Source organism: Lihuaxuella thermophila, from assembly GCF_900110165.1.
GTDB lineage: Bacteria > Bacillota > Bacilli > Thermoactinomycetales > Thermoactinomycetaceae > Lihuaxuella > Lihuaxuella thermophila.
In genome coordinates this window covers 18,634-40,199 of sequence record NZ_FOCQ01000018.1, presented here as the reverse complement: position 1 = coordinate 40,199, position 21,566 = coordinate 18,634, and the positions used below count along the sequence as shown (strand labels likewise).

The 21,566-nt window shown below is 50.7% G+C and carries 18 protein-coding genes; 7 read left to right on the top strand and 11 right to left on the bottom strand.

Annotated features, from left to right (window positions below; translation table 11 throughout):
* Positions 1-24 precede the first annotated feature (24 nt).
* The 5 genes from BMW55_RS16760 to BMW55_RS16740 all read left to right on the top strand — a co-directional run bounded on the left by BMW55_RS16760 (position 25) and on the right by BMW55_RS16740 (position 4,988).
* Positions 25-969 carry an iron-hydroxamate ABC transporter substrate-binding protein gene (locus tag BMW55_RS16760; RefSeq protein WP_244527610.1) on the top strand — a complete coding sequence of 315 codons (945 nt, stop codon included), beginning with the start codon at positions 25-27 and terminating at the stop codon, positions 967-969.
* Between the two features lie 31 nt (positions 970-1,000).
* Entirely contained in the window at positions 1,001-2,044 is a 1,044-nt protein-coding gene (locus tag BMW55_RS16755; protein ID WP_425283878.1) for a FecCD family ABC transporter permease, read from the top strand.
* On the top strand, positions 2,044-3,048 hold the full coding sequence (locus BMW55_RS16750) for a FecCD family ABC transporter permease (protein WP_170839995.1): 1,005 nt from the start codon (positions 2,044-2,046) through the stop codon (positions 3,046-3,048). Before BMW55_RS16755 ends, BMW55_RS16750 begins: the two co-directional genes overlap by 1 nt.
* Positions 3,049-3,063: 15 nt before the next feature.
* Positions 3,064-3,213, top strand: coding sequence for a hypothetical protein (locus BMW55_RS19535; protein WP_170839993.1), 150 nt, complete (start codon positions 3,064-3,066; stop codon positions 3,211-3,213).
* A 386-nt stretch (positions 3,214-3,599) separates the two neighbouring features.
* Positions 3,600-4,988 (top strand): amino acid permease, encoded by a 1,389-nt coding sequence (locus tag BMW55_RS16740; RefSeq protein WP_244527612.1) that lies wholly within the window; start codon positions 3,600-3,602, stop codon positions 4,986-4,988.
* 42 nt (positions 4,989-5,030) lie between these two features.
* On the opposite strand, the gene ablB is transcribed toward BMW55_RS16740, so the two are convergent.
* From ablB to BMW55_RS16680, 11 genes are all read right to left on the bottom strand, one after another.
* Positions 5,031-5,876 carry a putative beta-lysine N-acetyltransferase gene (gene ablB, locus BMW55_RS16735; protein ID WP_170839994.1) on the bottom strand — a complete coding sequence of 282 codons (846 nt, stop codon included), beginning with the start codon at positions 5,874-5,876 and terminating at the stop codon, positions 5,031-5,033.
* A gap of 71 nt (positions 5,877-5,947) precedes the next feature.
* On the bottom strand, positions 5,948-6,211 hold the full coding sequence (locus tag BMW55_RS16730; RefSeq protein WP_089972280.1) for a YokU family protein: 264 nt from the start codon (positions 6,209-6,211) through the stop codon (positions 5,948-5,950).
* Between the two features lie 38 nt (positions 6,212-6,249).
* Entirely contained in the window at positions 6,250-7,644 is a 1,395-nt protein-coding gene (gene kamA, locus BMW55_RS16725) for a lysine 2,3-aminomutase (RefSeq protein WP_089972408.1), read from the bottom strand.
* A gap of 241 nt (positions 7,645-7,885) precedes the next feature.
* On the bottom strand, positions 7,886-9,316 hold the full coding sequence (locus BMW55_RS16715; protein ID WP_089972271.1) for a sigma-54 interaction domain-containing protein: 1,431 nt from the start codon (positions 9,314-9,316) through the stop codon (positions 7,886-7,888).
* A 240-nt stretch (positions 9,317-9,556) separates the two neighbouring features.
* Positions 9,557-10,975: an aldehyde dehydrogenase family protein gene (locus BMW55_RS16710; RefSeq protein WP_089972267.1), complete on the bottom strand. Its 1,419-nt coding sequence runs from the start codon at positions 10,973-10,975 to the stop codon at positions 9,557-9,559.
* Between the two features lie 19 nt (positions 10,976-10,994).
* Positions 10,995-12,344 carry a 4-aminobutyrate--2-oxoglutarate transaminase gene (gene gabT / locus BMW55_RS16705; protein WP_089972263.1) on the bottom strand — a complete coding sequence of 450 codons (1,350 nt, stop codon included), beginning with the start codon at positions 12,342-12,344 and terminating at the stop codon, positions 10,995-10,997.
* Positions 12,345-12,347: 3 nt separating this feature from the next.
* On the bottom strand, positions 12,348-13,628 hold the full coding sequence (locus BMW55_RS16700) for a peptidase (RefSeq protein WP_089972260.1): 1,281 nt from the start codon (positions 13,626-13,628) through the stop codon (positions 12,348-12,350).
* A gap of 218 nt (positions 13,629-13,846) precedes the next feature.
* Positions 13,847-15,031 carry a thiolase family protein gene (locus BMW55_RS16695; RefSeq protein WP_089972256.1) on the bottom strand — a complete coding sequence of 395 codons (1,185 nt, stop codon included), beginning with the start codon at positions 15,029-15,031 and terminating at the stop codon, positions 13,847-13,849.
* Between the two features lie 13 nt (positions 15,032-15,044).
* A complete protein-coding gene (locus BMW55_RS16690) occupies positions 15,045-15,704 on the bottom strand; it encodes a CoA transferase subunit B (protein WP_089972252.1) in 660 nt (219 codons plus the stop codon).
* Positions 15,689-16,387, bottom strand: coding sequence for a CoA transferase subunit A (locus BMW55_RS16685; protein ID WP_089972249.1), 699 nt, complete (start codon positions 16,385-16,387; stop codon positions 15,689-15,691). Before BMW55_RS16685 ends, BMW55_RS16690 begins: the two co-directional genes overlap by 16 nt.
* 13 nt (positions 16,388-16,400) lie before the next feature.
* Positions 16,401-17,765, bottom strand: a complete 1,365-nt coding sequence (locus BMW55_RS16680) for an aspartate aminotransferase family protein (RefSeq protein WP_089972245.1) — start codon at positions 17,763-17,765, stop codon at positions 16,401-16,403.
* A gap of 203 nt (positions 17,766-17,968) precedes the next feature.
* On the opposite strand from BMW55_RS16680, the gene BMW55_RS16675 reads away from it, so the two are divergent.
* On the top strand, positions 17,969-19,570 hold the full coding sequence (locus BMW55_RS16675; protein WP_089972241.1) for a PucR family transcriptional regulator: 1,602 nt from the start codon (positions 17,969-17,971) through the stop codon (positions 19,568-19,570).
* Positions 19,571-20,475: 905 nt separating this feature from the next.
* Complete coding sequence (locus BMW55_RS16665) at positions 20,476-21,474, top strand: extracellular catalytic domain type 1 short-chain-length polyhydroxyalkanoate depolymerase (protein ID WP_342027767.1); 999 nt, start codon at positions 20,476-20,478, stop codon at positions 21,472-21,474.
* The last annotated feature ends 92 nt before the right edge of the window (positions 21,475-21,566 follow it).

Below are 21,566 nucleotides of genomic sequence, written 5' to 3'. Positions count from 1 at the left end.
TACATATGTTGGAGATGAGAAGCTATGAAAACGAACAAAAAACATATGTTTCTAAGTTTGATTGCGGTTCTTCTAGTTGGCTTGTTGGCGGCGTGTGCAAATCAAACGAGCCAAATATCCAACTCCGGCACCACATCTAATTCTTCGGCAAAAACGAGGATTTACCACTCCGAAAATGGTGATATTGAAGTGCCGGCCAATCCCAAAAGAATTGCCGTGCTTGCAGCGACCTATTCAGGAAATCTGCTCAAACTCGGAATTAAACCAATTGCTGTAAACGAATGGCAGAAGAAGATCCCGAATAAGTTCTATGAAGGCAAGTTGGATGATGTAGAGGTCGTAACACCAGATTCATTAGAGAAGCTCGTGGAATTAAACCCGGATCTGATCATCACGTTCTCGACCGATAAAAATATAAAGAAATACTCCGAGATTGCTCCAACTGTTGTTTTAACATATGAAAAATATAACTATCTGGAACAGCACATTGAAATAGGAAAAATCGTTGGTAAAGAAAAGGAAGCAAGAGCGTGGGTGGAGGAGTGGAAAAAGAAAGCGGAAGCTGCGAGAAAAAAGGTGCAAGAAGCAATTGGCAAGGATGCTACCGCTCTCGTTCTTGAATCATACGGAAAAGAGATGTATATCTATGGTAAAAACTGGGGACGTGGAACTGAGGTCATCTATCAGGCTCTTGGCATTAAGGCGCCTGAAAAGGTGAAACAAGATGTATTTGGACGTGGATATAAAGCGATCTCAACCGAGATGATTCCGCAGTACGCAGGTGATTACATTTTTGTTGGTGTAGGAGCCGGGAATAATTCCTTTATGGAAACAGATGTATGGAAAGGGATACCAGCAGTACAGAAGAACCAGGTCATTAAATTTGATTCAAATTCTTTCTATTATAATGACCCGATCTCACTGGAAAAAGAGATGGAATTTATCGTACAAGCACTGACTAAAAAATAATTTTTGAGCTTATTAAAAAGGACTACACCGTATGATGATGATGAGAAACAGTCAGTTAAAAGAGAGTAAAGCGGATTCCCGACCGGCCATTGGCACGTCGATCTTGGCTTTGGGATTCATACTTCTTATGGGCAGTATTGTGTTGGCGATCTCTGTAGGGGCTGCCAATATTGATTTTCTGACCGTGTGGAGATCCATTTTTAACTATGATTCTACGAGGGAAGCAGATCAGATTATCGTCAGCCTCAGGCTGCCAAGGGAACTGGGAGCAGCCGTCGTTGGGGCTGCTTTTGCAGTCAGCGGGGCCATTATGCAGGGAATAACAAGAAATCCGCTCGCAGATCCCGGTTTGCTTGGTTTGAACGCCGGGGCAAGTCTGGCTCTTGCTTGTGTGTTTGCTTTCCACTCGAGTCCATCCTATTTATCACTCATGTTCGTTTCATTTATTGGTGCCGGAATAGGAGCCGTAATGGTATTTGGCCTCGGGTCTTTGAGGCGGGGAGGAATGTCTCCCATCAGGATTACCCTGGCCGGTGCAGCGGTCTCGGCATTATTATCAGCTTTAGGGGAAGGGATGGCCATATATTATAAACTATCCCAGGATCTTGCATTTTGGATCGCCGGAGGTGTTTCGGGCACAAACTGGCTCCAACTGAAGCTTATTTCTCCGGTCATTGGTGTAGGAATTTTGATCGCCATCATGCTTTCCAAAGAGTTAACCATTCTCAGTTTTGGTGAAGAATTGGCCAAAGGGTTGGGACAGCGTACTTTATTGACAAAAGGGATTCTTATGACGGTTGTGCTGATCCTTGCCGGAACTGCCGTTTCATTGGTCGGTTCCATTGCGTTTGTCGGCTTGATGGTTCCTCACGTTGTCCGTTTTCTGGTTGGAACGGATTATCGCTGGATTATTCCGTGTTCAGCCATATGTGGGAGTGTATTAATGGTTCTTGCCGACACAGCGGCGAGAATGGTAAATGCTCCATATGAAACCCCGATGGGTGCAATCGTATCCATGGTCGGCGTTCCTTTCTTCCTCTATCTCGCACGGAAGGGAGGAAGAAAAGTAGCATGATCCTGTCAGATCAGCTGAAAAGAGTTCGGCTCACCATGATATTCGCTTTGATTTTGCTGCTGGCGATTTTTGTGATAAGTGTAGCCACCGGATATGTGTCTTTATCTCCTGCTCAATTGGGGCGTACCATTTTAGGGAATGGTACGAGCAAGGAAAATTTAATTTTATTTGGCTTCCGGCTGCCCAGAATTATGATTACGATTCTGGCTGGTATAGGACTGGCTGTTTCCGGTGCAATTTTGCAAAGTATTACCAGAAACCCGCTTTCAGACCCGGGGATTTTAGGAATTAATGCAGGCGCAGGGTTAATGATTGTTGTTTATGTTAACTTTTTTACCATTGAATCGACAAATTTTTTATATGTCCTTCCCCTTTTTGCGTTCATCGGGGGATTGTTAACGTCCGCAGTCATTTACATGATGGCCTTTAAAAAAGGGGAAGGTGTTGAGCCGACGCGACTCGTTTTAATAGGTGTCGGGATGGCGGCGGCCATCAATGGCGCTATTTTAATCCTGTCGACTCGTTTGGAACGAGAGCAATATGATTTTTTTGCCAACTGGATGGCAGGGAGAATCTGGGGAGATGATTGGACATTTGTTCTGGCTTTACTCCCTTGGATTTGTTTACTCCTCCCTGTGGTGTTTGCCAAGTCGCATGTGTTGAACGTTTTGAATCTGCATGAACATGTAACAGTCGGTTTGGGAGTCAATGTTGAGAGAGAGCGGCGAATCCTTATTTTTATCGCAGTGGCCCTTTCTTCCGCCTCAGTATCGGTTTCCGGCGGCATTGCCTTTATCGGACTGATGGCACCGCATATCGCCAGACTCTTGGTAGGACCCCGACATCAGGGATTCCTTCCTATTGCGGCCATGATCGGAGCCATTTTGCTCCTTGGTGCAGACACCATTGGAAGGGTCTTACTAGACCCAAGCGGCATTCCCGCCGGAATTGTCGTTACAATCATCGGTGCTCCCTATTTTATGTATTTGATGGCGAAAAAATAGGTTGAAATCGGAGGAGTGCGGAAAAACAACACTCGCCAGCCCCCACAGCTGGCGAGTGTTGTTTTCTTTGGGGAAGGAGCTGCTTATGAGAATAAGGCGGATGAAAAAAGGGTTGCCGATTGGGGAATTCCGGTGGATCAACCACATCCCGGTTCTTACGGCTGACCAAGAAACCCGGAAAAATAAACCGAGAATCAGTTACAAAACGGCGGTGGTGGTGACAAACTTCAGAAGCAGCGCTGTTAGATGTCTCACGGATCCTGATCTCCCTTCGTTTAGACGGAATGATTTTTGTAGAGAAAGAATCACCCTATACATCCTGTCCGGAAGAACACGGCTGTTGAATCCGTGACAAAAATTTTGCGGCCAAATCCCTGATCATATGCCAGTATTTTTGCTCCTTGCTACGATGGAGAGGGCATGAATCCTGTTTTTATAATATTTTAAAATTTGGCATGAGACTTGCTTGTTACTACATCCAGAACGGGAAAAGGAGGTACTCTGCTGTGACACAAACGGACGGCAAAGATCATCAACAATTGCAACGCTCCATGAAAAGCAGGCATCTGTTTATGATTTCGCTTGGCGGAGTCATCGGCACAGGGCTTTTTTTGGGTTCGGGCTACACGATCAGCCAGGCGGGCCCGGGAGGGGCGATTCTAGCTTACCTGGTTGGCGGCCTGATTATGTATTTGGTCATGCTATGTCTGGGAGAATTAGCGGTAGCGATGCCGGAAGCCGGATCATTTCAAACATATGCCACGAAATTTATCGGTCCTGCCACCGGATTTACGGTTGGCTGGATGTATTGGTTAAACTGGGCGGTGACGGTGGGTGTGGAATTCACGGCCGCAGGGATGCTGATGAAAAGATGGTTTCCCGATGTTCCGATCTGGGTGTGGTGCAGCATTTTCGCAGCGATCCTGTTCCTGCTCAACGCGCTGTCGGCCCGCAGTTTTGCGGAAGCGGAGTTCTGGTTTGCCGGCATCAAGGTAATTACGATTCTGCTGTTTATCCTGATCGGCGGTTCAGCTATGTTCGGGCTGATCAGCATGGGAGAAAAACCTGCGCCCATGTTTTCTCACTTTACCGGTGACGGCGGCCTTTTTCCCAATGGTTTGACGGCAGTCCTCCTGATGATGATTACCGTCAACTTTTCTTTTCAGGGAACCGAACTCATCGGAATTGCCGCAGGGGAGAGTGAAACCCCGGAAAAGACCATTCCGAAAGCGATCCATAATACCGTGTGGAGGACTCTGTTTTTCTTTATTTTGTCTATGTTTGTGCTGGTCGGGTTGATTCCCTGGAGGCAGGCGGGGGTCATTGAAAGCCCGTTTGTGGCTGTATTTGAAAGCATCGGCATTCCATATGCGGCTGATTTGATGAACTTTGTGATTCTCACTGCTGTTTTGTCCGTAGGCAATTCGGGTCTTTACGCGTCCGCCCGGATGCTTTGGTCCCTCTCCCGCAACGGGATGGCAAGTCCCTTTTTAGGCAAATTAACCAGGAAAGGCGTTCCCCTGCCTGCGTTGCTGGTGACTCTCGGAGTGGCTTGCTTATCCCTTCTCTCCAGTGTAGTCGCTGAAGATACCGTTTACTTATGGTTGTTGTCGATTTCGGGGATGGCCGGAATGGTGATTTGGCTGAGTATTGCCGGATCGCAATTGATGTTTCGCAAGCGCTTTCTCGAAGGGGGAGGTAAACCGGAAGATTTGAAGTTTCGCACCCCTCTTTATCCGGTTGTTCCCATACTCGCCTTTATCTTGTGTTTTCTCACCCTGATCAGTCTGGCTTTTGTTCCGGATCAAAGGATGGCCCTCTATGCAGGAATCCCGTTTATCGCCGGATGTTATCTGATCTATTATTTGAAAAATCGCGGAAAAAAGCCGGTATCCGATGTGAAACCCGAGCCGGTTCAAGCGGTAAACCAGAAAAGTTAAGGAGAAAAAAGGAGGCAACGAGTCATTTCGTCGCCTCCTTTTTTAAGCCAGCTTTTTCACCCACAGGCTCATATCCTCAAACTTGTCGTAGATATTGCAATTTTTTATCAGCCTCCCCGCATACTCGTAGCCCAGCTGGTGAAACACCGCATTCATGCCAAAGGAAAGAGAACGCGCAAGGGAATAAGCGCAAAAAATCTTCCTTTGAATGAGTTCAGCCTCAAGGGCGTGAATCAATATTTTCATAAAGCCGTGTTTGCGGTGTTCCGGCAGCGTGGCACAATCGGTCATTTCCGCATGATGATAGACCGTGTTCACTTCTGCGGAAGCGGCGCTGACAATTTGGCCTTCCTGTTCAATCACATAGAAGAGAGTTCCCTCTTCCATCACTTTTTTTACATACTCTTCCCGGTTCATCGGTGTCGGATAGGTTTGAAATACCTTGCCGTATAAGGAGGCAAGCTGTCCGGCGTCGTCTATGGTTCCCGGGCGTTTGTGGTATCCTTTGGGAAGCTCCGGTATGTCCGGTTTTAAGGGGAGAGCCTGCACTTCTTTGAGAATGGCGTCTTCTTCCAGCCAGTAGTCACTCGTTCTCCGTTCATGATCGAAGTACAGAGCCATGCTGTAGGCATCGCTGCCGTTAAAATATCCCTTAAACACGCCTTCCAGGATGTAACCTCCGGCTAAAAAAGACTGCCAGTCTTCTTGCCTGCTTTTGACAAACACTTTGGTGAACGAATAACGTCTGGCCAACTCCTCGATGCGTTTCATGATCGAGCGGGTGTTACCCCGGTAATCATCCACACGCAACCGCTTATTGGGGGCATCCAGACAAACTTCCATTGTAAAGTCATTACCGCTCTCCATTTGCTTGACGGCAACGTTCATCGACAACGTCACGTACCACACCTCCTGAGAAAAAAGAGTACCGGAAAACAGGTACTCTTTTTTCATTTTCCTTACTTGATTTTAAACAGTTGGATCTTCGGCGCGTTCACCAGTTCTTCATAGGTGAATGTGTCGGGAAGTTGGGACAGCTCGCTGAGATAGAGAAGCTCTTCCACCTTTTGGTTCATCTCTTCCGTAATGTATAAACCGCAGCTTTCGCAATGGACAGCGGGGATTTGCCTGATTTGAACTGACCTTTTTCCGTCCGGCAAGACCCAATAACAATCCTGCTTGCTTTCCTCAATCTGATCCTTACCGCACCATACGCATTCCATGGGGATTCTCCTTTTTGAAAAAATATTGCTCCGGACGTTCACTTCGCGGATGACTGCGCTTTTTTCTCCTGATTTTTCATCAGTTTGGCTTTCATTTTGTCCCGTTGCTCGCGCCGGTCTTTCAAGGAAGTGTGGTGTTGATCCTCCTGGTATTTTTTGCGTTTATTCAAACGGCTCAGCCCTTCGGGCACCAGGTTGAATTGCTCGTCATTTAAGAGGGAGGTGATCCCGACTGATTTCTCCTCTTCGATACCGTACACTTCGTTAAAATATTCGTCCGCGCGGCCGGGAACATAGTTTTTCGGTTCCGGATAGGAGGTGATCACGCCTTCATAGTTTCTGAGCACCACTTTGTCCGGGCTTTGCGAAATCAGATAGTTGGGGGAAAGGGCGATTTTTCCTCCTCCTCCGGGAGCGTCGACCACAAAGGTGGGAACACAGTAACCGGAAGTATGGCCGCGCAGAGCTTCGATAATTTCCAATCCCTTGGATACGGGGGCGCGGAAGTGGCCGATCCCCTCAGACAGGTCGCACTGGTAGATGTAATAAGGGCGTACGCGGATTTTGACCAGTTCGTGCATCAGTTTTTTCATGATGCGTGTGCTGTCATTGATTCCGGCCAGGATGACCGCCTGGTTCCCCAGGGGAACGCCCGCCATCGACAGCATGTCACAGGCTTGTTTCGCTTCTTCAGTAATTTCCAGCGGATGGTTGAAGTGGGTATTTAACCAGATCGGATGATACTTTTTCAATATATTGCACAGGTTTTCGGTGATTCGTTGCGGGAAGACCACAGGGGCTCTCGTTCCGATCCGGATTATTTCGACATGCGGAATTTCACGCAGGTTTTTGAGTACATATTCCAAAATGGTGTCATTGATCAGGAGTCCGTCCCCTCCGGAAATCAAGACATCGCGGACTTCCGGAGTTTCCCTGATATATTGAATCGCCGCATCCAATTGCTTTTTGGGAACGCCCATGCCGATTTGCCCGGAGAAACGGCGGCGCGTACAATATCGGCAATACATGGAACACTGGTTGGTGACGAGGAACAGCACCCGGTCCGGATAGCGATGGGTTAAGCCCGCGACGGGGGAATCCTCATCTTCATGAAGCGGGTCCTCCAGATCGTATTTCGTTTTTAAAATTTCGGCGGAAACGGGTACCGATTGCATCCGGATCGGGCATCGCGGATCATCCGGATTCATCAGGGACGCATAATAAGGGGTGATGTTCAAGGGGATGGTTTGGGTCGAAATGCGAACCCCTTCTTCTTCTTCCGGTGTGAGATTGACGACTTTTTTCAAATCTTCCACCGTGCGGATGGTGTGGGTTAACTGCCACAGCCAGTCATTCCACTGTTCATCCGTCACATCTTTCCACAGCTCAATCTCCCGGTAGTGACGGCGTTGGCCCGAATATTTCGATTTCATTACATCCTTCTCCGTGATGCTCATCTGATCTCCTCCCCGGATTTTCATTCTCCTTGTTTGCAGTCACCTGTATATAACGCAAGATTCATGCCAACCGGGGAAGAGAAAGAGAAAAAGGGCCGGCTTTTGCTGTTCTCAAGCCTTTTTTCCCGCAACAATGAGAAGAGGGGAGCCTCTCTTTTTTGCGGGCAGATGCCGAAAATTTGGCACTTTTTTCTGGTGACTGCCATTTTTCTTGCGATTACGAATCCCTGTTGATCCCGTATTTGTTCAACTTATACTGGAGTGCCTGTCTCTTCAACCCGAGCAATTCGGCCGTTTTGCTGATATTTCCTTTGCATTCCTCCAACACATCCATAATCGTCCCCCGTTCAAATTCTTCCAGCAGGTCGGGGAGGTTGATATTGCCGTTTTCAGGCTTAAATCTGTTTTGTTCAGGCAACTTTCCCTCCGAAGCATCCATGACATGGGGCGGGAAATGATGCTCGTCCAGGATCTCGCAGTCCGGATCGATCAGATTAAAGGCGGATTCGATCGCATGGCGCAACTCACGGATATTTCCCGGCCAATCATAATAGTACAATCGCTCAAGCGCTCTCTCGCTGATCTCCTCCACCTGGGTGCCAAAGGTGTCATTAAACTTTTGGATGAAATGATCCGCCAGTAGCGGGATATCGTCTTTTCGTTCTGCGAGTGGAGGCAATTCGATATGCACAACATTTAACCGGTAATATAAATCAGAGCGCAAAATTCCTTTTTCCATGGCCTCCTGTGGATGGATATTCATGGCGGCAATAATTCTCACATTTACTTCTTTCTCCGTCATTCCCCCGATCCGCCTGATCTTCCCGTCCTGAAGCACCCGGAGCAGCTTCGCCTGCAAAGGAAGCTCCAAGCTGCTCAGTTCATCGAGAAACAGGGTTCCGCCATCCGCCTGTTCAAAGATGCCCGGACGGTCAATCGACCCGGTAAACGCTCCTTTGGTTGTGCCAAACAGAAGACCTTCCATCAGCTCTTTGGGAACAGCCGCGCAATTCTGGGCAATAAACGGCCCCTCACGCTGGAGGCTGGCATTGTGTATGCTTTGGGCAACCAATTCCTTACCGGTTCCTGTCGGCCCGTAGATCAGCACCGGGGACGGGGTGCGGGCGGCTTTCTTGGCGATGGACAGCGCCTGTCTAAACCTCTTGTTTTTCCCGATCAAATCACTGAAGTGAAAATCAGCCGTTCCGGCCGGGGACTTGTCTTTTTGCTTGGATTCCAGGAGCTGCTTGCGCAAATCCAGGACTTGATCGTATAAGCTCATGATTTTCGTGATGTCCTTGGCGATCTCCACCGCCCCGATGATTTGCCCGTCTTCGATCAGCGGATACGTGCTGTTGATCGAAGTGATTTGTTTGCCTTGTTTGTTCACATAAGTTTGGATTTTGTCGACAATTTGCTTTCCCTTTTGCAAAGCGAGATGGAGTGTGCTGGTTTCATCGGTCAGGGAAGGGTAAACCTCGAAAATATTTTTGCCGAGCACTTGTTCACGGCTCAGTCCGTCGATGTCGGCCATCATCTCGTTGTAAAACACGGTCACTCCCTGACGGTCAACAATATGAACACCCACATTGATCATATTTAAAATCCATTCAAACTGCGCGGACCAGTCCACCAACTTTTTGCTCATTTGCCTATCACCTTAATCTCCCTGTTATTAATCTATTATATCTGAAGAATCATACAAATGCGCAAAAAATTTTGCATCATAAAGATAACTATCTTGCGTGATTTGTGAATGAATTATATTTGTTGTATGTTTATTTCATATTTTTTATAAAAAAACGACACCGGTTCTGGTGCCGTTTTTTCATGCCGGTATTTGGTTTCGTGTTACCCTTTCGAGAACCGCGTCTGAATGGCAAAAGGATTATTTTTTCATGCAAATCAGTTTCATTTCGGTCATTTCCTCAATGGCATATTTCAGCCCTTCCCTGCCCATTCCGCTCTCTTTCACTCCGCCGTAGGGCATATGGTCCACACGGAAGGTGGGGATATCGTTGATCATCACGCCGCCCACTTCCAATTGTTCGGCCGCAGACATGGCTGTCCGGATATTGTCGGTGTAGATTCCGGCCTGCAATCCGTAGCGGGAATCATTCACGTAGCCAATCGCTTCTTCGACCGAGGAAACGGGATTGATCAGCACGATCGGCGCGAAAACTTCCTGACACGATACCTTGGCCTTTGGATCCACATGGGTCAGCACGGTGGGGTGGAGGATATTGCCTTCCCGCACTCCGCCGGTTGCCACCACGGCTCCCCGCTGTTTCGCTTCCTCAATCCAATTGAGAGAGCGATCCACATCTTTCGGGCTGATGAGCGCCGATACGTCCGTCGCGGGATCGAGCGGGTCGCCCATTTTCAATGTTTTCGTGCGGGCTGCAAACTTCTCCACAAAGGCTTCGAAGACGTCTTGATGAACATAAATCCGTTGCAAGGAGATGCAGACCTGACCCGCATAGGCAAATGCGCCGGTCACTGCCCGCGGAATCACATTGTCGAGATCGACACCCCGATCCACGATCAGAGCCGAGTTGGAGCCGAGTTCCAATGTGACCTTTTTTAAGCCCGCTTTATTGCGGATTCCGATCCCGACAGGGGGGCTGCCGGTAAATGTGACCATTTTGACCCGATCATCCTGAACCAGGCGTTCGCCGACAACTGAACCGCTGCCTGTCACCACATTGAGCACTCCTGGCGGCAGACCCGCTTCCTCCAATAGTTCCGCCAAAAACAGAGCGGAAAGAGGTGTTTGCGCAGCCGGTTTCAAAACGATGGTATTGCCCGCCGCAATCGCCGGTCCCACCTTGTGTGCGACCAGGTTCATCGGAAAGTTGAACGGAGTAATCGCGGCAATCACGCCCAAAGGTTGCCGGATGGTAAAAGCGACACGGTCTTCTCCGCCCGGCGCCGCATCCATGGGGATGGTTTCCCCGTGAATCCGGCGGGCTTCCTGGGCGGCAAATTGATAGGTCATCATCGTCCGGGCGACTTCCTGCTTCGCTGTGGTGATCGGTTTAGCCGCTTCAAGGGCGATCAGGCGGGCGCACTCATCCGCATTTTTCTCGAGCAGGGCGACCAGTTTTTCCAGGATGGAAGCGCGCTGATGGGCCGGCATCTTCGCCATGACCGGCCTGGCCTGTTCCGCTGCCTGAAGGGCGAGCTCCGTCTCTTCTTCCCCGGCAAAGGGGATCTCCGCGATCACTTCTCCGCTGTACGGCGAATGCAAAGGGCGGTACTCCTTGGCCTCGACCCATTTCCCGTTAATATAGAGATTTTTTTTCATGAAGCTTCTCCTTTCCCGCTTACCTGCATGTTTCGATCATGACCTGCTCGATCACGTCCAGGCCTTCCGTGAGCTGTTCGTCGGTGATCACCAACGGGCTGAGGACGCGGATCACATTACCATACAGCCCGGCTCCCATCAAAATGACCCCTCGCTTGTTCACTTCTTGCAGAATCTCAGCCGTCAATTCCTTCGCCGGTTCTTTGGTTGCCGGGTCCTTCACCAGTTCAACCGCGCTCATGGCTCCCAGCGTGCGGACATCGCCGATCTGGGGAATGCGCTGTTGGAGCCGGTGGAAGCGATCCGTCACGATCTCGCCGATCGCTGTCGCCCGCTCCGGCAAACCTTCTTCTTCCATCATCTCGATCACTTTCAGGGCGGCTACACAACCCAGCGGGCTTCCGCCGTAGGTGCCGCCGATTTCTCCCGGATTGGCCGCATCCATGATTTCCGCCCGGCCCGTTACGGCACTGATGGGCAGCCCGGCGGCAATCGATTTGGACATGGTCATCAAATCGGGAACGACGCCGTAATGCTCCATGGCAAACATTTTCCCCGTCCGTCCAAAACCGGTTTGTACTTCGTCGGCAATGAAGAGGATTCCGTATTTTTCACAGATTTTCTTGATTTCTTGCACAAAACGGGCAGAGGGGGCGATAAATCCACCTTCACCCTGAACCGGCTCCATAATGACCGCAGCCACTTCTTCTGGCGGGACTTCCGCGAGGAAGAAGTCCTCAAACTTGTTCAGGATCTGTTGATCCAACTCCTCCGGCTGCATGCCGACCGGTGCGCGGTAGTAGTAAGGGTAGGGCATTTTGTAGGTATCCGGTGCGAAGGGGCCAAACCCGTTTTTGTATGGTTTTACCTTGCTGGTCAGCGACATGGCCATATAGGTTCTGCCGTGAAAACCGCGCTCAAAGGAGATGATCGCCTTCCGGCCCGTATATTTGCGCGCGATTTTTATGGCATTCTCGACCGCTTCCGCACCGCTGTTCAAGAAGAAAGTTTTTTTCTCATGATTTCCCGGCGTAATCCGGTTTAATTTCTCGGCCAGCGTCACATACGGCTCATACATGACCACATGAAAGCAGGGATGAATGTACTTGTCAAGTTGCTCTTTCAGCGCTTCGACGACTTTCGGCGGGCAATGGCCGGCGTTCAATGTTCCGATCGCGCCTGCAAAATCGATGAGGGTATTGCCGTCCACATCGGTGACGAGTGCCCCTTTTGCGCTTTCCACAAAAGTCTGCGCAGTATTGAACGGTCCCCGGGGGACATGTTTGTTCCGCCTCTCCAGGAGCTCTTTCGCTTTGGGGCCGGGGATCGCAGTTTTTAACTGGATTTGTTTGCTTTTCATCGGTTTCATGGTTCAATTCCTCCCTACGCTTTCTGCGCCGCACCAATGAATGAGGGTTAAAGCGATAATTTCAGCCGCTTCAAACACTTTGTCCAGTTCGATATATTCATTTGGATAGTGGGCCATTTCCGTCACGCCGGGGCCGAATACAATGGAAGGCGTTTCCCCCACTTGAGTGAGCAATCCGCCGTCCGTTCCCCATGGCGATGCTTCGATGACCGGTTCCTGGCCGAGCACGCTCCGGTACTGGTTGACCAGGGTATTCATCAGCTCATGCTCCAGATCGATGGAGCCCGGAACCCAGCGGGCCCCAAACCATTCCAAAACGGGCGGATGCTCTTCAAACCACGGATCCAGACGCCCCAGCATCTTCAACCATTCTTCCATCTCGCGCTTGGCGTCTTCCATCTTCTCCTCGGGAGCCACGCCCATTCGTCCTTCCAGCTTGACCAAATCAGGGACGGATGAAGGCCAGTTGCCTCCTTCCATGACGCCGATATTGATCGGAATCGGAATGGGGGTGTTTTTATAGAGAGGATCGGTGATGCGGCGGTTTCGCTCTTCTTCCAGTGCCCGGATGTGTTCGACTACTTTCATTCCTTTTTCGATGGCGCTGACGCCTTCGTACCGGGTCCCGCCGTGCGCCGAGCGGCCTTTCACCCAGATGCGGAACCACATCGATCCCTGTTGTTTGGGGAAGATGCGCATATGGGTAGGCTCCGGGATCAGGGCGGCATCTGCTTTGTATCCTTTCAAAACGGCGGCCAATGTGCCCGCTCCGCCGCTTTCTTCCTCCACCACGCTCTGGAAGATGACATCTCCTTTCAGCTTGATGCCGAGCTGCACAAGGGATTCGATGGCCAGCAAAAGGGAAACATTGCCTCCCTTCATATCGGTCACGCCGCGTCCGTACATTTTGCCGTCGATGATTTTTCCGCTATAGGGAGGATGGTCCCACTGTTCGTGATCCCCTTCGGGCACCACGTCAATATGACCGTTCAGGATGATGGACCGGCCCCCGCCGGTTCCTTTCCATACGCCTACCACATTGGGACTTCCTTTAAACTCGGTTCGCGGGGAATAGAAATAAGGGTGTTTTTGCAATTCTTGGCCATCCGGCTCCCAAATTTCCACTTCCAGGCCCATTTCCGACAGTTTCTCCGCCACAATGGCCTGTGCCGCAGCTTCGTTCCCCTGGGTGCTGGGGGCCTGTACCATCCGCTGGAGCAAGCGGATTCCTTCCTCGCGGTGATCTTCCATCCACTGATGGATGAGCGCTTTGTAATCTTTCAAGCCGAACACCTCTTTCTAATGTGTGAAGTGAGATGCACGAGTGAGCGGAGGATATGGTCTTCCGGTGGAGCGACTCTGCCACTGCATCGGAGCGGAGACGGAAAACCATTTCCGGAGCGGCCCTTTAAAAAGCTCTACCTTCGTTCCCGCTTAGTGTTCAGTCCTGTCAGCCGGCTGTTGGAAGTAACTTTCTGTCTCTCTCAGGTTAAGAATCCTGCTTAGACGGTCATATTTTCATAGATCACGGAAAGCCCCATGCCCCCGGCCATGCAAAGGGTCACCATGCCGTACTTCACCCGGGAACGCAGCATCTCGTGCATCAATGTGACCGTCAGCTTGGCCCCGGTTGCTCCCACCGGATGGCCGAGTGCGATCGCACCGCCGTTGACATTGACCCGGTCGGGGTTTAATTCCAGCTCTTTCATGACGGCCAATGCCTGTGCAGCGAAGGCTTCATTCAGTTCCACCAGACCGATGTCGTCAAGGGTCAACCCCGCTTTCTCCAGTGCTTTTCTCGTCGCCGGAACCGGACCGATTCCCATTACACCGGGTTCTACCCCGGCGCTGGCAAACGCTTTCACTTTGAGGAGCGGGCGAAGGCCTTTTTCCTCTGCTTTCTCTTTCGACATCAGCACCAGGGCGGCGGCGCCGTCATTCATCGGGCAGGCGTTTCCCGCTGTGACCATGCCGCCCTGTTTAAAGACAGGGGGTAATTGGGCAAGCGCTTCGAGATCAATCTCCATCCGCACGGACTCATCCCGGTCTAACCGTCTTGTTCCTTTGCGCTCCTTTACTTCCAGAGGGATCATTTCTTCTTCAAACTTACCAGCTTCGATCGCCCGGATCGCTTTTTTATGGCTGTGGAAGGCGAACAGGTCCTGTTCTTCACGGGTGATTCCGTAACGCTCGGCCAATCGTTCCGCGGTAACTCCCATGTGTTCGTTCTCCAGGGAGCAGATGAGCCCGTCGGAAAGCAAGGCATCTTCCATCACCAGATTGCCGAACTTGCTTCCCCACCGGTTTTTGACGAGATAGGGGACCCGGCTCATATTCTCGACCCCGCCTGCGATTACCACTTCTTCCTGACCGGCGGCTATCGCCAGGGCCGCACTGGTAATCGCTTTTAAACCGGAGCCGCAAGCTTTGATCACGATATGGCCGGGAACCGTTCGGGGGAATCCCGCCAACTGTGATGAAATTCTCGCTGCGTTTAATCCGCATCCGTGAACATAGCCGTGTCCAAAGATGATTTCATTCACTTCTTCTTTTTTCAGCGCGGGGACTTTTTGCATCAATCCTTCGAGAACCTGGCGTCCCAGCTCCGTTGCCGGCACGTTTTTCAAGGACTGGCCAAATGCTCCGACCGGCGACCGGACTCCGGCCACGATCACCGCTTCTTTCATCCTTCCGCCTCCTTTACAAACGGGTGACTCTATCTGCCAGGATGAGCTCCGCCTCGGTATGTTGGATCACATCTTCCACCGTATAGGGGGACATCACTTCCTTTAACAGCAGCCCATCCTTGGTTACCTCCATCACGGCCATATCGGTGATGATCAGATCGACCGCTTCCTTGGCGGTTAAAGGCAAGGTGCATTGTTTTAAGATTTTGGATTTTCCCTGTTTGTTGACGTGGTTCATCAAGACGATCACTTTTTTCGCTTTCTGGGCCAGTTCCATGGCTCCGCCCATTCCCGGAACGCGCTTGCCGGGAACGATCCAGTTGGCCAAGTCCCCTTTTTCGCTCACTTCCAGCGCGCCGAGGATGGTAATATCCAGATAGCCACGCCGGATCATCCCGAAGGCGACGGCACTGTCGAAATAAGAGGCTCCCGGCTGAAGGGTGACAGGATATCCCCCCGCGTTGCAAAGGTTGGGATCCTCCTCGCCGGGCGCCGGGCTGGGACCTGTGCCGAGGATTCCGTTTTCCGCGTGAAACATCACGTGAACCTCTTCCGGAATATAATTGGCCACCAAGGTGGGAATGCCGATGCCCAGATTGACGATCATGCCGTCTTTAATCTCCTTAGCCGCTCTTTGGGCAATGCGGTTTCTGCTCTCTACTCCCACACCCATTTCCAGTTCACCCCTTTGCTCTGGATCACCATATCCACAAATACCCCCGGAGTGACAATACATTCAGGGTCCAGCTCGCCCAGCGGGACAATCTCATCCGCCTCGGCGATGGTAAACGCACCGGCCATCGCCACTAACGGATTAAAATTGCGCGCGCTTTTGTCATAGACGAGATTTCCGAACGGGTCGGCTTTCCTGGCGTAAACGATCGCCACCTCAGCAGTGAGTGCCGGCTCCACCAGATACTCCTTGCCGCCGATGGAGATTTTTTCTTTTCCTTCCTCGGCAATCGTCCCGATGCCCACATCGACCAGGATTCCACCCAGCCCGACCCCGCCGGCTCTGATTCGTTCAGCCAATGTTCCCTGAGGGGAAAACTCCACCTCCAGCTTTCCTTCCGTCATCAATTTCCCGGCGACCGGGTTGGACCCGATGTGCGAAGCGATCAATTTTTTTGCCCTCTCCCGGCTGACCAGGCGTCCGATGCCGATGTCCGGGAAGCCCGCATCGTTTCCGATCAGGGTCAGATCCTTGACTCCCTTTTGCAAAATGCCTTCCACCAGTGTAGGCGGGTTGCCAACCCCTCCAAAGCCGCCGAACATCAGCGTTGTGCCGTCATGGATATGGGTGAGAGCTTCTTCCAGAGTTGCGAGTTTATTCCTTTTCTTTGCTCCGGTTTGCATCACAGTCCTCCTCCTATCCGGCAAACAGTTGCCCTGTCCAGCCTTCCGACCGCAATTCGGACTCCACTTCCCGAATCGTGTCTTCCAGAATGGAAACCAGGCGGTCAATCTCCGCTTTTTGAATGACCAGCGGAGGGGCAATGAGGACGGCATCGCCCGCCCCGTCGATTCCTCCTGCGGCCGGGTAGACGAGCAATCCCTTTTCAAATGCCCGGGCGACGATCCGGTTGGTGACGTCTGTTTCCGGATGGAATGGGGTCTTTAATAACCGATCGGCAACAAACTCCATTCCGAGCAACAGCCCTTTTCCCCGGACATCGCCAACCATTTCAAACATATTTGCCAGCTGCTGCAATTTTTCCATCAAGTATTGGCCCTGCTCCGCGGCTGCTTCCACCAGACGGTGTTTCTCGATATACTCCAATACGGCCAGGGACACCGCCGCTGATTGGGGATTGGCACTATAGGTGTGGCCGGCCATGATCGCCTTGGAACCTCTGAGAATCGGTTCCATGACACGGTCGCTCACCAGGGTGGCGGCGATGGGCGTATATCCGGCACTCATCCCTTTGCCGAGCGCGATGAGATCCGGTACGACCCCCCAGTGCTCCACCGCAAACCTCTTTCCGGTGCGGCCGATCCCGGTCATCACTTCATCCGCGATAAAGAGGATCTCGTTTCGCTCACAGATCGCCTTGATTTCCTGGTAATAACCGTCAGGAGGGGTCACCGCTCCGCCGGATGCACCGATAATGGGCTCTGCGATAAAGGCGGCGATATTTTCCGCGCCGATCCTTTTGATGGCAGTTTCCAATTCCTTTGCACACATCAGATTGCAACCGGGATACGTACTGTTAAAAGGACACCGATAGCAATAAGGAGGGGAAGCGCTGGGGAAATCCTCCAGCAGCGGGATGAATCGCTTCCTTCTCAGCACATGGCCCGACATCGACAAAGCGCCCAACGTAATTCCGTGATAACTCATCCAGCGGGAAAGGACTTTGTTTTTCCGCCCGTATCCTCTTTCCTGCCAGTATTGAATGGCGATCTTCATGGCCGTCTCTGTCGCTTCCGATCCGCTGTTGACAAAAAACGACCAATTGAGATCCCCCGGGGCCCATTCGCTCAGTTTCTTTGCCAATTTTTCGGCAGGTTCATTGGTAAACTGAGAGCGATAAGTGAAAGAGACTTGATTTGCCTGGGCGATCATGGCTTCCACCACCTCTTTCACCCTGTGCCCGATACTGGCTGTCACCGCACCGGAAGAACCGTCGATATATTGTTTTCCTGTGTGGTCATACAGGTAGATGCCTTCACCGTATACAGCCGTCGGATAATCGTAATCCAAAACCGGCTTGATCAAATAAGTGCGGTTCATCGCTCCTGCCTCCTTCATCCTGTGCCTGAGTACTTTCAGCATATGAGAAAATTTTTTTATTTACTATTGTCCATAGAATTGAAAATCGACAAATGATTTTTATACATCATGTATAATTGGATTAAACAAAATCCGTTGATCATCCCGTTTTTCTGTCCGTTATATACAAAAACCCAGAAATTTACCGGGGGAAGGGATCAGCTATGGCCATCAGCATACAAGAAGCATTGCAATTGCCCGTGATGAAAAGGACCCGGCTGGTTGCCGGTCACCAGGGAGTTCATCATCCCATCAAATGGGTGACCATTGTGGAAGTGCTGGAAGATATTCACCGGTTGCAAGAGGGAGAATTTTTGATTACCACCGGATACGGATTGATGGAGAGCGAACAAAAACGAAATGAATTCCACAAGCTCTTGTCGATGAAAAAATTGTCCGGTGTGGCCATCTATACCGGATTTTATCTGCGGGAGATCCCGGACAGCTTTATTGAACTCGCGAACCGGCATGCTCTTCCGTTAATTGAAATTCCGACGGACATTAATTTTTCGATGATCACCAAAGCCATCCTGGAGCAGATTGTCAATAATCAGATGCAATCCCTGGAGTATTCACTAAGCATTCACAAACAATTTACCCAACTGGTTTTGGGGAGCCAGGGGGATGCTCCCATTACCAAAACGCTCTCCTCCCTGATTCAGGGCAGCATTATCCTCTTTAATGAATTTTTGGAGATTTCCCACCGTTATCTCATCCATGATTGGATTGAGTGTTTGGATGACATGAGAGTCAAAATCAAGCATCGGGAAATAGAGCCGGTCCAGACCCTTCAGGAACGGGTGGAATTGCAGGAACAGAACGTCATGATCGTCATTCACCCGATCATCGCCAATGAAGTCAACTTCGGATATATCATGGCGATTAAGGAGAAGGATGAGTGGCAGGAGCTGGATTATATCGCCATCGAACATGCGGCCACCGTATATGCCATCGAATATTTAATGCTAAAAGCCGTGGAAGAGACAAAAATTCGGCTGCAAGGCGATTTTTTGGAAGAGATCTTCAATCAAAACTTCAAAAGTGAATCCAAGACATTGGAACGGGGAAAGAAACTGGGCTTCAATCTCGCTCTCAACCAGGCGGTTCTCCACATTCAATTTCCTGCGGCAAAGGAAAAAGGCTATTATCTGAGCCAGATCATCAGCCAGATCATGAAACAAAAAGGGCGGCAGGCCATCCTGCAGGGCAAGATGGATTCCGTGATCGTGTTGACCGAAGTGGTGGCCGGCCGGGCCCAACAGGCCAAAAAAGAGACGATCGAACTGGCTGAACTCATTCTGGACAGGTGGAACCGCCTGGATCCGGATGAACCGCTGAAAATCGGAATCGGAAGAGCCTACCGAAATCTCCGCCAACTGACGCAAAGCGCGCGGGAAGCGGAGTATGCCCTTCATTACTCCAAGCTCCTGGCCAAATCCAAACCGGTCATTCATTATGACGACTTAGGCTTGTACCATCTGCTGATTCATATGAGGGAGTCGGGCGTCAACTTGCAACAATTTTATGAAGAACACCTGGGCGGCCTGATTCACCGGAAGGGAACGGATCTCCTTTACACATTGGAAACTTTTCTCATGCACAACCAGAACATCCAGAACACGGCTGCCGAACTTTTTATTCACCGCCACACATTAAAGTACAGGCTGAAGCAGATTGAAAAGATCACAGGATTAAATCTTCAGTCGGCCGATGACCGGATGAAACTGCAATTGGCTCTCATGGCCTACAAGCTGTCAAACGTGTGAGAAAAAAGGAATCCGGGTTTGCCGGGATGAGTCAATCTGGAGATGAAACGCAAGATCGTGCAGGGAGGCCGTGACTGGACGTAGTGCCTGTGAGGCCGTCCCCGGCGGAGGCCCTGAACGGAGGAGGAAGCGGATCGCGTGTCTGAAGCGGCAGCGGGTTGGATCCGCGCCCGACAGTGAGGGGCCGGAGCGACAAGTTTTTACTTCATGCCGGCCTCAAGAGCACGAAGAACAACACGGCCAACCGCCCCGAAAGCACCACCACAGAAACACTCTTTTTTCAAAGCACACTTTTACAGAATACGATCATGGCTACTTGACACAAACCATGAATGAAAGTGGAAACGGTTTTCCCCTAGTTCCGAAATCTTTTGAGAATCCGTTCCGATGCGGTGGCAGAGTCACTCGTCACCAAAAAGATTTCTCCGCCGGCTCTGCTTATGGAGATTGCAAAGGATAGAGCCCATGACAGTTTGATACTACCTCTGGGATGAACCCCGCTCCGGAAATGGTTTTCCGTCTTCGCGTGAGTGCAGTGGCAGAGTCGTTTCGCCGGAAAACATATTCCTCCATTGGCACGGTGTCAAACCGATCATAAAAAAAGAGTGATCATTCATGGTTATATAACCTTTGTTTTTTGGCTCTTCATTCCGAAAATTTGGAATTTGGTGCGGTTGTTTGGACATGGGGAGATTCGTTTCATCAACAGTATTTATGGGAACATCTCCGGCCACTTTCCGGAAATTTGTACATATGCTTATGTCCCATCACTTTTAAACAATTGGCATTAAATTTGCTGGATAATAGATCAGAAACGTTTTCTTCAAATCTCCGTCAAACGATGGTTTCTATGGGTGAAAGGGCTTACATTGACTTATGTTCATGCGCTTTCGGGGGGATGAATGATGAGGGGAAAAAATGGTTTGTTCAGGTGGATGTTCCTCCTTGCGTTGGTGACGTCACTCATCGGAACAGGGATGTTCACAACACCGGTTCATGCGGCGGGGCAATTTATTCGGGATACTGCGCCGGACGGACGTGTGTACAAATTGTATATCCCTTCCGGCTATAATGGCAGTACCCCTTTGCCGCTGGTCGTCATGCTTCACGGTTGCACCCAAAACCCGGATGATTTTGCTGCAGGAACGGAAATGAATGTGTATGCGGAGCAGAACAACTTCTTGGTTGCTTATCCCGAACAGCCTTCTTCAGCAAACCTGAATAAATGCTGGAATTGGTTTGATTCCAATCACCAGTCCCGGGGGCGGGGGGAACCGGCCTCGATTGCAGGCGTTGTGGAAGACGTTAAGCGGAATTACTCGGTGGACAGTCGGCGTGTGTATGCAGCCGGGTTGTCTGCGGGCGGAGCCATGAGTGTGATCATGGGAGCCACTTACCCGGATGTGTTTGCAGCGATCGGGGTTGGCTCCGGTTTGGAATACAAGGCGGCGACCTCGATGACATCTGCTTACATGGCCATGATTAACGGAGGACCTGACCCGGTACAACAGGGGAACTTGGCCTATCAGGCGATGGGCAGTCATGCGCGGGTGGTTCCGGTGATTGTCTTTCACGGTACATCCGATTACACGGTTTATCCGGTAAACGGCCATCAAGTCATCTCTCAATGGGCGCAAACCAACGACCGGGCCGGTGACGGAGTCGATAACAACCATATTGATGATCAAGCGGATGTCACAATGAACGGTTCCGTACCCAACGGAAGAACTTATACACGCTACCTCTATAAGGATCAAAACGGAAATGTCGTGATGGAAAAAATCATGGTAAACGGAATGGGACATGCCTGGTCAGGCGGCAGTACGGCGGGTACTTACACCGATCCGGCGGGGCCGGAAGCCAGTTCGATGATGTGGAGCTTTTTTGTCAACCATCCAAAGTAAAGCGCTTTCAAATAAACGGACATTTCAATCTAATTCAGAGGATTGTTCAGTCTGGACCCCGGCCGTCTTCCCGCGAAGCGGACAAGGCCATC